The 13,711-nt window shown below is 41.1% G+C and carries 16 protein-coding genes; 12 read left to right on the top strand and 4 right to left on the bottom strand.

Annotation, left to right across the window (positions count from 1 at the left end):
• Positions 1-31 precede the first annotated feature (31 nt).
• The 6 genes from ACFFGT_RS28490 to ACFFGT_RS28465 all read left to right on the top strand — a co-directional run bounded on the left by ACFFGT_RS28490 (position 32) and on the right by ACFFGT_RS28465 (position 4,481).
• Positions 32-379 (top strand): hypothetical protein, encoded by a 348-nt coding sequence (locus ACFFGT_RS28490; protein WP_377025916.1) that lies wholly within the window; start codon positions 32-34, stop codon positions 377-379.
• An 81-nt stretch (positions 380-460) separates the two neighbouring features.
• A complete protein-coding gene (locus ACFFGT_RS28485) occupies positions 461-985 on the top strand; it encodes a DinB family protein (protein ID WP_377025915.1) in 525 nt (174 codons plus the stop codon).
• Positions 986-1,101: 116 nt separating this feature from the next.
• Positions 1,102-1,434 carry a YnfA family protein gene (locus tag ACFFGT_RS28480; protein ID WP_377025914.1) on the top strand — a complete coding sequence of 111 codons (333 nt, stop codon included), beginning with the start codon at positions 1,102-1,104 and terminating at the stop codon, positions 1,432-1,434.
• 98 nt (positions 1,435-1,532) lie between these two features.
• Positions 1,533-2,357: a tetratricopeptide repeat protein gene (locus ACFFGT_RS28475; RefSeq protein WP_377025913.1), complete on the top strand. Its 825-nt coding sequence runs from the start codon at positions 1,533-1,535 to the stop codon at positions 2,355-2,357.
• Between the two features lie 59 nt (positions 2,358-2,416).
• On the top strand, positions 2,417-3,739 hold the full coding sequence (locus tag ACFFGT_RS28470; RefSeq protein WP_377025912.1) for an MFS transporter: 1,323 nt from the start codon (positions 2,417-2,419) through the stop codon (positions 3,737-3,739).
• A gap of 13 nt (positions 3,740-3,752) precedes the next feature.
• On the top strand, positions 3,753-4,481 hold the full coding sequence (locus ACFFGT_RS28465; RefSeq protein WP_377025911.1) for a (Fe-S)-binding protein: 729 nt from the start codon (positions 3,753-3,755) through the stop codon (positions 4,479-4,481).
• Positions 4,482-4,488: 7 nt separating this feature from the next.
• Here ACFFGT_RS28465 and ACFFGT_RS28460 read toward each other — a convergent pair whose 3' ends face one another.
• Positions 4,489-5,601: a hypothetical protein gene (locus ACFFGT_RS28460; protein WP_377025910.1), complete on the bottom strand. Its 1,113-nt coding sequence runs from the start codon at positions 5,599-5,601 to the stop codon at positions 4,489-4,491.
• An 11-nt stretch (positions 5,602-5,612) separates the two neighbouring features.
• The gene (locus ACFFGT_RS28455) at positions 5,613-6,224 is read right to left on the bottom strand and encodes a hypothetical protein (RefSeq protein WP_377025909.1); all 612 of its coding nucleotides are present in this window, start codon (positions 6,222-6,224) and stop codon (positions 5,613-5,615) included.
• A gap of 155 nt (positions 6,225-6,379) precedes the next feature.
• Here ACFFGT_RS28455 and mtaB point away from each other — a divergent pair, with 155 nt between their 5' ends.
• From mtaB to ACFFGT_RS28425, 6 genes are all read left to right on the top strand, one after another.
• Positions 6,380-7,699, top strand: a complete 1,320-nt coding sequence (gene mtaB, locus ACFFGT_RS28450) for a tRNA (N(6)-L-threonylcarbamoyladenosine(37)-C(2))-methylthiotransferase MtaB (RefSeq protein WP_377025908.1) — start codon at positions 6,380-6,382, stop codon at positions 7,697-7,699.
• Between the two features lie 28 nt (positions 7,700-7,727).
• Complete coding sequence (locus tag ACFFGT_RS28445; protein WP_377025907.1) at positions 7,728-8,897, top strand: prolipoprotein diacylglyceryl transferase; 1,170 nt, start codon at positions 7,728-7,730, stop codon at positions 8,895-8,897.
• A complete protein-coding gene (locus tag ACFFGT_RS28440) occupies positions 8,890-9,378 on the top strand; it encodes a GtrA family protein (RefSeq protein ID WP_377025906.1) in 489 nt (162 codons plus the stop codon). Before ACFFGT_RS28445 ends, ACFFGT_RS28440 begins: the two co-directional genes overlap by 8 nt.
• Entirely contained in the window at positions 9,344-10,135 is a 792-nt protein-coding gene (locus ACFFGT_RS28435) for an inositol monophosphatase family protein (RefSeq protein WP_377025905.1), read from the top strand. The genes ACFFGT_RS28440 and ACFFGT_RS28435 overlap by 35 nt, the downstream gene beginning before the upstream one ends.
• Before the next feature lie 95 nt (positions 10,136-10,230).
• The gene (locus ACFFGT_RS28430) at positions 10,231-10,959 is read left to right on the top strand and encodes a hypothetical protein (RefSeq protein WP_377025904.1); all 729 of its coding nucleotides are present in this window, start codon (positions 10,231-10,233) and stop codon (positions 10,957-10,959) included.
• A 91-nt stretch (positions 10,960-11,050) separates the two neighbouring features.
• Entirely contained in the window at positions 11,051-11,443 is a 393-nt protein-coding gene (locus ACFFGT_RS28425) for a DUF5071 domain-containing protein (protein ID WP_377025903.1), read from the top strand.
• A 105-nt stretch (positions 11,444-11,548) separates the two neighbouring features.
• Here the strand turns inward: ACFFGT_RS28425 and ACFFGT_RS28420 are convergent, their stop codons facing one another.
• Both ACFFGT_RS28420 and purB read right to left on the bottom strand, forming a co-directional pair.
• Positions 11,549-12,100 carry a NifU family protein gene (locus ACFFGT_RS28420; protein ID WP_377025902.1) on the bottom strand — a complete coding sequence of 184 codons (552 nt, stop codon included), beginning with the start codon at positions 12,098-12,100 and terminating at the stop codon, positions 11,549-11,551.
• Between the two features lie 211 nt (positions 12,101-12,311).
• Positions 12,312-13,655: an adenylosuccinate lyase gene (gene purB, locus ACFFGT_RS28415; RefSeq protein ID WP_377025901.1), complete on the bottom strand. Its 1,344-nt coding sequence runs from the start codon at positions 13,653-13,655 to the stop codon at positions 12,312-12,314.
• Positions 13,656-13,711 lie beyond the last annotated feature (56 nt).

Below are 13,711 nucleotides of genomic sequence, written 5' to 3'. Positions count from 1 at the left end.
CTTGTACTATCAATAAATAAAAGCATAAGCCATGATCCACACAGTAAACCACAACGTAACCGGCGACAACGGCACGCAAAGAAATATCATTATTGAACCGGTGCTGCATCAATCCGTAAACCATGAACTAAATGCCACCGGCTTGTATAAGCTTTATAAAGGGGGCGCCGATGGGGAAGCTATCCTTTTTGAGATCCAGGAGATAGCCCCCGAAATTGGCGAAAGCAAGCCTTTGCTTGATGATTTAAAGAACCCGGATTATTTAGGCCAGATCCGGTTTGATGGTGATAGCACCTCAAAATGGCATTATTCGGAAGGCCCGCTTTCGCATTATGAGCAGCAGCAGGTAGTGGAGTTTATCCAAAACACAAATAGTTAATTTTTCTTTTTTCCTGCTGACATAGGGCTGTCACCGCCCGTAGGTTACTTTGTATTGTAATCACAAACAAAAAACAATACAATGGAAACTAACGCAATTCAACAACCAACAGAAACTGCAGCAGCATCTGTTTATACACCCGATCAATTTTTACAAAGTTGGCTTGGTCAGCGCCGTGTTACCCGTCGCCTTATCGAAGCTTTCCCCCAGGAAGCCCTTTTTAACTATTCAATAGGCGGGATGCGCCCCTTTGCTGAAATGGTGAAAGAGATCATCAGCATGAGCAGCCCGGGCGTAAAAGGACTTGTAACCAACGATTGGACGCCAATAGCAGGCCTTGATCACCATACCGGAAAAGTTGAGGCCCACTCCAAAAATGACCTGTTAAGGTTATGGGATGATGCTACCGAAGCTATTACCACTTATTGGGCACAGATCCCGGCCGAGCGTTTTCAGGAAACTGTACTGGCATTTGGACAATACGAAGGAGTGGCTAACAGTATTATTCAATACATTATTGACAATGAAATTCATCACCGCGGCCAGGCTTATGTTTATCTTCGTTCTTTAGGTGTTGAGCCGCCTGCGTTTTATGAAAGAAGTTAATCAGTTTTTATAAGAACAATGGAAGGCTTCCCATTAAGGGAGGCCTTTTTTATGCTGGTTTCAGGCGCATGCAGCTATTTTTATATCTTTAACATATCTTACATCTAATTTTTATAATGGCTATCATCCGCTCTTTTGCTCTTTTTTTATTGGCCGGTTTGTTTGAAATAGGCGGCGGTTATCTTGTCTGGCTTTGGCTGAAAGAAGGCAAGCCGTTTTGGTTCGGAATAGCAGGTGGGGTTATCCTGGCGCTTTACGGCGTAGTGGCAACATGGCAAACCGCTAATTTTGGCCGGGTGTACGCGGCTTACGGCGGTATCTTTATTGTGATGGCATTGGTTTGGGCCTGGAAGATTGATGGCTTTAAGCCCGACCGTTATGATATTATCGGGGCTTTGATTGCACTAATAGGTGCCTGCATCATTGTTTATGCACCGCGTGGGCATTGATAGACATTGTCTGGGTTTTAACCTGATTTTTATTTTAGGGCTGAAGTGTATTTTTTAGATTATTTACGGATATTGGCATAAATAAATCTAAACCAATCATGAATGCCAGAATTTTATTTATCACTGTCGTTTTACTTTTGAATAGTATTGTTGCATTTTGCCAAGCTCCATCCGGAGAGTTTCTTAATGGCTTGAAGCAGATCAACACCGACCTGCCTGCCGCTAAATTGAACTTCCTGGCAGCGGTTGCAAAATATCCTTCGTTTCATGGCTCCTATCATTTTTTAGGGGTGATTTATTTAAATGAGCATAAACCTGATTCCGCAATCTGGTATCTAAAAAAGGCGGTTGAATTAAATACGCAAAACATCAATCATACTGCAGAGCATAGTTATTCCCGCTTAATTGCAGCTTATATAAGTAAGCAGGATTATGAAAATGCTTTCGCTACAGCGTGGAGTGCCTATAAACTATTTCCGGATTCAAAATCATTACAATCAGGACTTAAAGACGCTTGTTTGTGGGCTTATTATACTGAAAATAATAAACTCGACCCTCAATATTCTTCTATCGATCCGCGCGACGAATATGTAGTTAATAACATAGATGAGGAATATTTAATTGTAAGGAGTTTGCTTATAAAGGATTATAACCTGCAGGTGGCCGGGCAAAGCCTTGCTAACAAAAAAGGATCTGCCTATGATGTTTTAACTTGTTCAGTTGGGAATACCAATGACACCAGGAAAATTGATTTTAAAATAAACTGGGATATGAATAAATATTTCGGCGGAGACAATGGGCCTACTACAGATGTAGTAAACAATAAACAAAAATCAGTAGCCGAACGGGTCGGGGCAATGCTGGCTGCTGATAATAAAACCGACTTGCCCGAAGCAATTAAAAAAATGCTCAGCGAAAGATAGAGGTGTATTTAATCGGCATTTTTTGCAGTTTCTAAAATTTGCATACATTTAGTGAGCAAATGGAAAACAAAAACAACAAAAAAACCATACGGGCCTGGGCTTTCTTTGATTGGGCCAACTCTGCATACAACCTGGTTATCACTTCAACTATTTTTCCGGCTTATTATGTGGCCATAACCACCAATCACTCCAATGGCGACAGGGTTAACTTTTTCGGGAAAAGCTTTGTAAATACAGCACTTTCAGATTATGCATTATCGGCGGCCTACCTGGTGATGGTATTGCTGTTACCCATATTATCATCCATAGCAGATTATAAAGGCAATAAAAAGCTCTTCATGATGTTTTTTACCCTACTTGGTTCGGCCGCCTGCTGTGCATTGTTCAATTTTGATAAAGACCACCTGGAGATGGGCATCATCTGTTTTGCGCTGGCGGCTATTGGTTACAGCGGCGGTTTTGTATTTTACAACTCATACCTGCCCGAAATCGCCACGGTTGATATGCAGGATAACGTGAGCGCCAAAGGTTTTACCTACGGCTATATCGGCAGTGTGCTGCTTCAGCTCATTTGCTTTTTATTTGTATTAAAAGGCGAGTGGTTTGGCATTGTTGACAAAACCTTTGCTCCGCGATTGTCGTTTTTGCTGGTGGGTATATGGTGGATAGGTTTTGCCATAATCCCATTCAGTGTATTGCCTAAAGGCAGCCCGAATGCGCTAAGTCATAACCACAACATTATAAAAGGTGGGTTTATTGAATTAGCGCATGTTTGGAAAAAGGTTAAAGAAATGCCGCTGTTAAAAAGGTTTTTGCCGTCGTTCTTTTTCTATTCAATGGGAGTACAAACCATAATGCTGGTGGCCACGGGCTTTGCTGCAAAGGAGCTCAAGATGGAAACACCTCAGCTTATCACCATCATTTTAATTATTCAGCTGGTGGCTATTTTGGGTGCAACGCTCATGTCGCGCCTGTCGGGCAAATATGGTAATGTGAGGGTTTTAATAGGGGTGGTGATCCTTTGGATTATGGTTTGTGTAGCTGCTTATTTTACCTATACACAAACACAATTCTACGTTATAGCAGTGGTAGTAGGTTTGGTAATGGGCGGCATTCAGTCTATGTCGCGCTCTACTTATTCAAAATATCTGCCCGAAAATATTCCTGATACGGCATCTTTTTTCAGCTTTTACGATGTTACCGAAAAGCTGGCTATAGTAGGCGGGGTATTTAGCTTTGGCTTTTTTGAAGAAATAACAGGAAGCCCCCGGAATTCGGTTTTAGTATTGGGTGTATTTTTCATAATTGGCCTTATTTTATTGTTTTCTTTGCTGCGGGCTGAGCAAAACATTAATAAAAATTCGGATTTTAGCGCCCGTTAACTATTTTGTGCCGATGAAGGTTGAGTTGTTCATACCATGTTTTATAGATCAGTTGTTTCCTGCGACAGCTTTTAATACCATAAAGTTGCTGGAGAAGGCGGGCTGCAAGGTTAGTTACAACCCGGCGCAAACCTGCTGCGGCCAGCCGGCCTTTAATGCCGGTTTTTGGGACGATGCCAAAGAAGTGGGCAATAAATTTTTAAGTGATTTTTCGGAAGATAGTGTAATTGTTTCGCCCTCTGCCTCATGTACTGGCATGGTGAAAAACTATTATAACGACCTGTTTACCAATACAGCTGTACACAATAAATGCAGGGCTATACAGGGAAATATCTATGAGCTATCAGATTTTTTGGTGAATATCCTGGAGTTTGACTATTTCGGCGCCGAACTTGACGGTAAGGCTGTTTACCATGATAGCTGCGCCGGTTTGCGCGAATGCAAAATAAAGGACGAGCCGCGCCAGCTGCTTTCCAAAGTGCTTGGTCTGGAACTGCTTGATTTGAAAGATGGGGAAACCTGCTGCGGCTTTGGCGGTACTTTTGCCGTAAAGTTTGATGGCATTTCAAGCGCCATGGCACAGCAAAAGGTAAATAATGCCCTTGATGCCGGTGCCGAATATATTATATCTACCGATGCCTCCTGTTTGCTGCACCTGCAGGGCTATATCGATAAAAACAACCTTCCTATCCAAACTATGCACATTGCCGATGTACTGGCCCTGGGCTGGGGGAATGTGTGATTAGCAGCTATTCCTTAACCAGTTTCAACTGCAGGATATCATCATACACTTTGGCATTCCATTGCATTTGTTTACCGTTGTAGTTACTGATCTTTACCCTTGTGGTATCGTTGTTTGTACCGCCATCAAAAACGATATTGAATATTTTTTGATTGGGCTTATAGGTATAACGGCCAAACCAGGCACGGTTAGCTTCAAAAATATAAGGGTTGGCACAAAATGAAATCCGGCCGCCTTCTTCAATATACACATAGCACCAGTTTTGTGCGCCATTCATCCATTCATTTTTACCTACAGGTTTACCATTGCGTATAAATTCGCCTATTTTCCATTTCCCCGTAAAAACAGACGGTGGGTTTGCCATTACAAAGCCGTAGATCCTGTAGAAAGCGAGGCCTATAATAAGCACTTTTATAACCGGCTTTGCAAAGCTTAACCGCACAGGTGATAGGTCGGTCTGTTTAAAAAGTATATTCTTAATATCGGGCCATCGTAATAATAAAAGGTACAGCACTCCGGTAGTGATAATGATTGAGTTTATAAAAGCGCCGGTATCGATGTTATAAAATATATTGATGAGTACGATGTTTAACATTACCGGCAACAGTATGCATGTACCTGATAACGTTGTTCGCCTGAAAAGGAGTAATATGCCTCCGCCAATCTGCAAAAGCCCTAAAATAACCGCGAAAGTATAGGAGTGCCCAAAATAGTTCCAGGTAAGATCAAAGCCGCTTAAGTTGCCCACCGGGATATTGTCCCTCATATAAAAATGTCCAAACTGCGTTTTCAGGATCTTGGCAAAGCCATAAATCATTACCTGGTAAGCGATAAAGTATCGCATTACACCACGCAAAAAAGCATGCCTTATCCCCGAATTAAAACCTGCATTTTTACTTTTATTGTGCCAGTAAACAGCATACGCTGCAGATAATAAGCATATGGCGCAACCGACATAAAAGAACAAACGGATAAATGAGTGTTCATCGGTAAAAGTAAAAAGCTTGTACAACAGCGGCCCTGAGAACATGAATAAACCATCGGCCACTGCTATATAAAGATATAAGCATTCAAAAAACTTGTTGAACCAATAGGAGCGGGGGGCTGCTGCTGAAGACATAAGTATGTATGTTATTTCTTACGCTCAATGTCCAAAATAGCGCCCTCTTTTGCCATTTGTACAAGTATTGGTTTGGCAACGCCTTCCTGTGCACTTTCAAAGGCTGTGTCACCTTTTGCGGCAATATCATCAAGTCCATCCTCACGATCAGCTTCATATTTGTTCAAGGCCAGATAAACAGAATCGCCGGATACTTTATTTACTTTGTAAAGGGTGTAATGGTCGTTTTTAAGTTTGATATGAAAAACATCGTTCTTTTGAGGCGATAAAACCCATTCGTTTACTTTTTTAGCCTTCTGCTTTTCGCTTACATAAAAAAATATCGAAGCAATAATAATTAAAACGCAACCTGCAAATGTCCATACCGGGATAGTGGTTTGAGCCTTCACATTATCATAGCTTAATTTAAGCGGGGCAGGCATTTCCTTCAGCTTTAAAACCTGCTTACAATTGAGGCATTGCGAAACACCTGTTTTACCGATCGGGAAAAACGGGATCCAGAAAATATGCGCCCAGCGCTGAAATACATTCATCTGGATGCTGTTATTAGTATTGCAATTGGGGCAGGAGTCGTTGATTAGGTCGTTTTTTAGAAGTTTGGCCTTGATACCGTATATGATCATGATTGATAAGGTTTGGATACATTAACCCGGTTTGAAAATACAGAATTCATGGCGATAAATAAAATTATCAAATTGTTATAGCTTATTCTTTTACGCTGATATGAAAATTACCCCAAACTAACATTCTGTAAAAAACTGTATCTTTGCCGATTGAAATGAACAAGAAAGTCGCTTTTTACACTTTAGGCTGCAAGCTGAATTATTCAGAGACCTCATCAATCGGTCGGCTGTTTAACCAGGCCGGTTACGATACTGTAAATTTTACAGATACGCCGGATGTTTTTGTGATCAATACCTGCTCGGTAACTGATAATGCCGATAAAAAGTGTAAGAAGATAGTGAAAGAAGCGCTTAAAATTTCGCCTAAGGCCTACGTAACCATAGTAGGTTGCTATGCACAGCTTAAACCACAGGAAATTGCCGAAATCCCCGGCGTTGACATGGTGCTTGGCGCTGCCGAAAAATTCCAGATCGTTGACCACATTACCGACTTAACCAAAAGGCCAAAAGCGCTGGTGCTTAATCAGCCCGTGTCTGAAGCTAATGAGTTTGTTCCCGCATATTCTTTTGGCGACCGTACCCGTACTTTCCTTAAAGTGCAGGATGGCTGCGATTACTCATGTACATTCTGTACCATTCCGCTGGCCCGCGGCGCAAGCAGGAGCGATACCATTGAAAATGTTGTAGCGCAGGCAAGGCAAATTGCCGAATCGGGCGTAAAGGAAATTGTGCTTACCGGTGTAAACCTGGGCGATTTCGGCATCCGCAATGGCAAGCGCGAGGATAAGTTTTTTGATTTGGTTAAAGCGCTTGATGAGGTAGAAGGTATCGACCGTTTCAGGATCTCATCTATTGAACCTAATTTGCTTACCGACGAGATCATTGCTTTTGTTGCTGTCTCAAAACGTTTTGTACCGCATTTTCATATCCCGCTGCAATCAGGATCTGATAAAATCCTGGGGCTGATGCGCCGCCGGTACAAACGCGATCTTTACGTTAACCGTGTTGCCAAAATAAAAGAGCTGATGCCCGATTGCTGCATTGGTGTGGATGTTATTGTTGGTTTTCCGGGCGAAACAAGGGAAGATTTTATCGATACTTATAATTTCCTGAACGAGCTTAATATTTCATACCTGCACGTATTTACCTACTCGGAAAGGGAAAATACCCTGGCTGCCCAGATGACAGGTGCGGTTCCGGGCTCAGCACGTGGCGAAAGGAGCAAAATGCTGCATATCCTGTCGGATAAAAAGCGCCGTGCCTTTTATGAAAGCCAGCTCAATAAAAATGAGGAAGTTTTGTTTGAGGGTGATATTAAAGATGGCTTTATGCACGGCTTTACCCGCAACTATGTAAAAGTGCGTACCAAGTATGACCCTGTACTGGTTAATGAATTAAAAAAGGTGCACCTAACAAATATTTCACCTGATGGTGATGTTGAAATAACAGAAGGCGAAGAAATATTAGTTCATTAAATTCTATATTCGCCTTAAAATTTGACCTATGTTTCCAACGCTCACATCGTTACTGCGATATCTTTTTGGTTTTAATCTTCCTTTGCCTATACAAACCTTCGGCTTTTTTGTAGCGATAGCTTTTGTTGGCGCATATTGGGCCTTTGCCCAGGAGTTTAAACGGAAGGAAGCATTAGGCGTTATCCATTCTTTTAAAAAAAGAGTTACTATCGGTTTACCGGCTTCTAACAGTGAGCTTGCGGGCAACGGTATTTTTGGTTTTATATTGGGTTACAAAATAGTTGATTGTATCCTTAATTATCAGGCCCTAATAGATAGTCCGCAGGATTTTCTGTTATCCTTAAGGGGTAACTGGATCGGTGGTATACTCGGTGCGGCGGCTTTTGCATACTGGGCCTGGCACGAAGCTCAAAAGCAACGTCTTGATAAACCCGAGACTAAAGATGTTGATGTACATCCATATGAGTTGATGGGCAATATTTTGCTGTGGGCAGCCGTATTTGGCTTTGCCGGTGCCAAGCTGTTTAACGCATTGGAAAACTGGGGCGACTTCATGAAAGATCCGGTTGGCATGCTGATAGGCTTTAGTGGTTTAACTTTTTATGGCGGCCTGATCTGCGGTGGTGCAGCAGTGCTTTACATTGCTAATAAGCACGGCGTTAAACCGCTGGATATGCTTGATATTGGCGGCCCCGGTGTGATGCTGGCTTATGCATTAGGCCGTATTGGCTGCCAAATGAGCGGTGACGGCGATTGGGGTATAGTTAATAACGCGCCCAAACCACACTGGTTAAGTTGGGCACCGGATTGGATGTGGAGTTTCAAATTTCCGCATAACGTGAATGATGAGGGTGTACAGATGGTGAATTGCGTAGGTAAATTTTGCCATGAGCTGCCATATCCTGTTTATCCAACATCATTTTACGAATCTGTAATTTGTTTATTACTGTTCTTTGTATTGTGGAAAATAAGGCACAATTTTAAAGCTTCGGGCGTTTTGTTTGGTGTATACATGATATTAGCAGGAGTTGAGCGTTTCTTAATCGAACTCATCAGGGTTAATACCAGGTATGTTGTTGCAGGTATTCCATTTACCCAGGCCGAAATGATCTCGGTGATTATGGTTTTAGGAGGTATTACACTTATTGTAACAGGATTAAACAAAGAAAAGAAAGCGCTGGGCACAACAAATGGCTGATAACAAATCAAAAGGTAAACTAATCGATAACCAGGTATTCAGATTTGTACTTTCGGCCGGTGCCGGTTTTTTGGTTGATGTTTCAGCATTTTACCTGTTTTACCATAACCTGCTTACACAGCACACTTACCATATATTGGGGTTAACTGTTCGTAATTATACCATCTCATTGGCATTATCGTTTTTTATGGGCGTACTGGTTAATTTTTTAATTACCCGCTACATGGTATTCAATGAATCAAAATCGGCACCGCGCAAACAGTTTTTGCGTTTTGTAATGGTGGCCATTATTGGCTTCTTCGCTAATCTGTCTGTAGTAAAAATATTGATCCAGGCTTGCAGCTTTAACCCTACGGTAGCGCGGATCTCAGCGGCGCTGAGCCTGTTTTTCGCGAGTTTTTTTATTCATAAAGTTTTTTCATTCAGCCTATCATTAAAACGTAACCATGCAAACGGCGAGCATCATAAATCAGGTAATTGAGGTTTCAAAACAAGCAGGTGATTTCATCAGGCAGGAGCGTAAAGCATTTGATCCTGATAAGATAGAATATAAAGGCCTCAACGATATGGTATCATACGTTGACAAAACCGCCGAAGAAACTATTGTAAAAGGCCTGAGCAAAATTTTGCCTGAAGCAGGTTTTATCACCGAAGAAAAAACAACCACTAAAACAGGCGAGCGCTACAACTGGATCATCGACCCGCTGGATGGTACTACCAATTTCATTCACGGCGTACCTGCCTTTTCGGTAAGTATCGCTCTAAAAGAATATGACGAACTGATAGCCGGCGTGGTATATGAAATAAACCTTGACGAATGCTTTTATGCCTGGAAGGATGCGCCTGCGTACCTGAACGGCAAAGAGATCAGCATAAGTAAAAACAATACAGTAGACACCAGCTTACTGGCAACCGGTTTTCCGTACTACGATTTTACAAAACAGGCAGCTTATATTGAGTTATTTGCCGAACTGATGCGTAGCAGTCACGGCTTACGTCGCTTAGGTTCGGCAGCAGTTGATCTGGCCTATACAGCATGTGGTCGTTTTGATGCTTTTTACGAGTATAACCTTAACGCCTGGGATGTTGCTGCCGGGATAGTGATCGTTAAGCAGGCCGGGGGCGAGGTGGTGAACTTTAAAGGTGGTGCCGAAGTATTAGATACCCGTGAATTGCTGGCCACTAATGGGAAGATAACAGGGGAGATGCTTCAGGTGATTCAGAAGTATTTTAAGTAATCATTTTTATCTTTCTCCGGGATAGTTTTGATGCTTCAGCTTTTGTTGAGCGAGCTAATCAATATATTTATATTAGCAGCAAATAATACCTTATCATGAAGTTTTCTTTACTCCTATGCGTGGCATTTATATTATGCATTTGCAAAGTATCTGGGCAACAGTTCAATAAATCAATCAATAAAGATTCCCTTTTCAAAACGATTTTAAAAGATATTCCGGAAGAAAAGAAGAAAGAACTTCTTAACGCTTATAATTCGGGGTCGGAAGGAACAAAAGAGTTTTTGCTGGTGATGTATTCTTTACCTAAAAGCTCTAAAAAGGAGTTGATAGAAAATATCAAAGCAAATTATGATAAGATCACCTTACTTAAGACCGCGTACGCAAAATTAGTTCCCCCTAACTATACCGTTTCAATCGAATTCAATCCTGAAAATATAATTACAAGTACTAAAGAAAGTATCGATTTAAAAATAACGCTTTTGAAAGGCACGGAAGCAATTGTTAACCAGGAATGGAATTTAGATTTTAATTCCGATAAACTTAAAGAAATGCTTGCTTCCATTGGTTGGAATAAGGAAACAGTGAAAAATATTAAAAAGTTATTGGCAGAGGCACATTGTATTTCTATTGAAAATGGAAAAGTCGCTACAATAGGCTTTGCCAGAAGCGGATTAGGTAAATATTCGTATCTTTTGTTTAATAGTTCGCTAACTGCTGATAAGGCCAAACAGTATAATGATGGATGTAGTTATATATTTTATGGCAAGAATATCGTACTTGAGTATGCAGGTGGTGCATTTGGGCCTCAATGCTTTCCTGATTGATATGACAAGTTGTTTTAAAATGGAATGAGACTATCAATGTATTGTCAGTTAGAGGTTTTGAGCGTTGATAAATCAAAAAGTAATAAATTACATGGCACTTGATATGGACATTAAAGAACTTATACCTAAACACAAGGATGATCAGAAAGTGATTGCCGGACTTAAAAAGCTTTCATTTGAACAGTTGAAACCTATTGTTCCCGATTTGTTAGAATGGCTTCAGGATATGAATTGGCCAATTGCAAGACCGGTTGCCGATATTTTAAAGCCATTTGCTGACAGAATGACTCCGGATATAATTAGGATCTTAAAAACAAATGACGGGGAGTGGAAGCAGTCGATGTTAGGAAACCTTGCAAGAAATACCACAGATCCTCAATTGTTAAGTGAAATTGAGCGAATTGCAAAATTTCCTTCGAGAGATGAAATCGAAAGCGAAGTTAATCTTGAAGCGATTTCCATTTTAAATGGAGATTATAAGTGAAGCCCCACACACGTAAATCAAAAAAAGCCTCTCATTTTCATGAGAGGCTTTTGGGTAAATGATGGGGCTCGAGCCTCCAAAACTTCACCATCAAATTCTTTAATATTATAACGCTTCAGATACCACTTCGGTAACTTCGGGCACCATGCGTTTAAGCAGGTTTTCGATACCGGCTTTAAGGGTTACGGTTGATGAAGGGCAACCGCTGCATGAACCGCGAAGTTCAACAGTTACAACGCCTTCGTTAAATGAGCGGTAAGAGATAGCCCCGCCATCCTGCTCAACTGCCGGGCGAACGTAGTCATGCAGGATCTGCTGAATTTTAACTTCAGTTTCAGAGCCTTCAAAATTGCCAGCCTCAGCTTCTTCCTCTAACTGTATCTTCAATTCTGATTCGATAGCGCCTTTAACAAACTCTTTCATTATCGGCTCAACATCTGCCCAGTCGCTGCCTTCAGTTTTGGTGATGGTAACAAAATTGCTGGCAAAGAAAACGCCGTTTACAAATGAAAACTTATAAAGCTCCTTTGCAAAAGGTGATTTTTCGGCACTTTCCTTTGTAGGAAAGTCAACACTGCCGTTAATAAGCAGCTTGTTAACTATGAATTTCATAGTTGCCGGGTTAGGCGTTGATTCGGTATATACGTTGATGTTCATCGTTTCGTGTTTTAAAATCTTAATTAACAAATTTAGTGACCTTTTTCATTAAAAGCTACCCCTTACTTTGTTATGACATGCGGATGATGCTTAGATTTCAGATGTGCGGATTTCAGATGTGCAAATTGATTTAAAAATCAAGGCATTATTTCATCGATATATTATTTGCACATCTGCACATCTGAAATTTGCACATTTAAAAATCTGCACATCAGATGCCGGTATAATTTAAAGGTGTGATCTTTTTGATTTCATCTTTAATAGCATCACTTACATTTAACGTATCAACAAACTCCGCTATTGTGTTGGCGTTGATTTGCTGGTTGGTGCGGGTAAGATCTTTAAGGGCTTCATATGGATTTGGATAACCTTCGCGCCTTAATATGGTTTGAATAGCTTCGGCAACAACCGGCCAGTTAGCTTCGAGGTCGGCATTGATGGCATCGGTATTAAGCAACAGTTTGTTTAAACCTTTTACGGTTGATTTGATAGCGATAAGCGTATGCGCCACCGGTACACCGATATTCCTCAATACGGTCGAGTCAGTCAAATCGCGCTGTAATCTTGATATTGGCAGTTTGGCTGCAAGGTGTTCAAATAATGCATTGGCTATGCCCAGGTTACCTTCCGAGTTTTCAAAATCAATAGGGTTAACCTTGTGCGGCATGGCAGATGAGCCAATTTCGCCTGCTTTGATCTTTTGCTTGAAGTAATTCATGGATATATAGGTCCACATGTCACGGTCAAGATCAATAAGGATATTGTTTATACGTTTCAATGCATCGCATTGTGCGGCAAAGTTGTCGTAATGTTCAATCTGGGTAGTAAACTGTGAGCGTTTTAAGCCCAATATTTCGTTCACAAAATGATCGCCGAATGCTTTCCAGTCCTTATCAGGATAGGCTATAAAGTGCGCGTTAAAATTGCCGGTAGCACCACCAAATTTAGCAGAGTGTGGGATTGGCTTCAACAATTCAAGCTGGCTTTCCAAACGCTCAACAAAAACCAGGATCTCTTTGCCTAAACGGGTTGGCGAAGCGGGCTGGCCATGAGTATGCGCCAACAAAGGTACGTTCTCCCAATCGGCAGCAAAAGTTTTCAGGATACTAACCAAATCATTAATAGCAGGGTAGTAGCTGTTGTTCAACGCCAGTTTAAAAGTATATGGAATGGCTGTGTTATTGATATCCTGCGAGGTAAGGCCGAAATGGATGAACTCTTTATATGGCTCCAGGCCTAATTTATCAAACTCTTTTTTAATGAAATACTCAACGGCTTTAACATCGTGATTTGTCGTTTTTTCAATCACTTTGATACTTTCAGCGTCATCTTCCGAAAAATTCCTGTAAATGTCGCGTAACTTTTCTGATATATTTTTATCAAAAGCTTGTAACTGAGGTAGTGGGTATTCAACAAGTGCGATAAAATATTCGATCTCAACAAATACGCGGTACTTAATAAGGGCATATTCTGAAAAGTATCCGGCAAGTTCGGCAGTGGTGTTTCTATAACGGCCGTCAATAGGCGAGATCGCTGAAAGGGAAGTAAGCGTCATATTAAAAAGAGTGGTAATGATTTTTTGCAAAGGTAATCATTTTTGATGTGCCGTTG

It is taken from the genome of Mucilaginibacter angelicae, assembly GCF_042434235.1.
Lineage (GTDB): Bacteria > Bacteroidota > Bacteroidia > Sphingobacteriales > Sphingobacteriaceae > Mucilaginibacter > Mucilaginibacter angelicae.
This window is presented reverse-complemented; position numbering and strand designations above follow the sequence as displayed.

Coding starts and splice junctions, on each gene's coding strand:
- ACFFGT_RS28490 (WP_377025916.1), top strand. CDS start 32: ATGATCCACACAGTAAACCACAACGTAACCGGCGACAACGGCACGCAA.
- ACFFGT_RS28485 (WP_377025915.1), top strand. CDS start 461: ATGGAAACTAACGCAATTCAACAACCAACAGAAACTGCAGCAGCATCT.
- ACFFGT_RS28480 (WP_377025914.1), top strand. CDS start 1,102: ATGGCTATCATCCGCTCTTTTGCTCTTTTTTTATTGGCCGGTTTGTTT.
- ACFFGT_RS28475 (WP_377025913.1), top strand. CDS start 1,533: ATGAATGCCAGAATTTTATTTATCACTGTCGTTTTACTTTTGAATAGT.
- ACFFGT_RS28470 (WP_377025912.1), top strand. CDS start 2,417: ATGGAAAACAAAAACAACAAAAAAACCATACGGGCCTGGGCTTTCTTT.
- ACFFGT_RS28465 (WP_377025911.1), top strand. CDS start 3,753: ATGAAGGTTGAGTTGTTCATACCATGTTTTATAGATCAGTTGTTTCCT.
- ACFFGT_RS28460 (WP_377025910.1), bottom strand. CDS start 5,601: ATGTCTTCAGCAGCAGCCCCCCGCTCCTATTGGTTCAACAAGTTTTTT.
- ACFFGT_RS28455 (WP_377025909.1), bottom strand. CDS start 6,224: ATGATCATATACGGTATCAAGGCCAAACTTCTAAAAAACGACCTAATC.
- mtaB (WP_377025908.1), top strand. CDS start 6,380: ATGAACAAGAAAGTCGCTTTTTACACTTTAGGCTGCAAGCTGAATTAT.
- ACFFGT_RS28445 (WP_377025907.1), top strand. CDS start 7,728: ATGTTTCCAACGCTCACATCGTTACTGCGATATCTTTTTGGTTTTAAT.
- ACFFGT_RS28440 (WP_377025906.1), top strand. CDS start 8,890: ATGGCTGATAACAAATCAAAAGGTAAACTAATCGATAACCAGGTATTC.
- ACFFGT_RS28435 (WP_377025905.1), top strand. CDS start 9,344: ATGCAAACGGCGAGCATCATAAATCAGGTAATTGAGGTTTCAAAACAA.
- ACFFGT_RS28430 (WP_377025904.1), top strand. CDS start 10,231: ATGAAGTTTTCTTTACTCCTATGCGTGGCATTTATATTATGCATTTGC.
- ACFFGT_RS28425 (WP_377025903.1), top strand. CDS start 11,051: ATGGCACTTGATATGGACATTAAAGAACTTATACCTAAACACAAGGAT.
- ACFFGT_RS28420 (WP_377025902.1), bottom strand. CDS start 12,100: ATGAACATCAACGTATATACCGAATCAACGCCTAACCCGGCAACTATG.
- purB (WP_377025901.1), bottom strand. CDS start 13,655: ATGACGCTTACTTCCCTTTCAGCGATCTCGCCTATTGACGGCCGTTAT.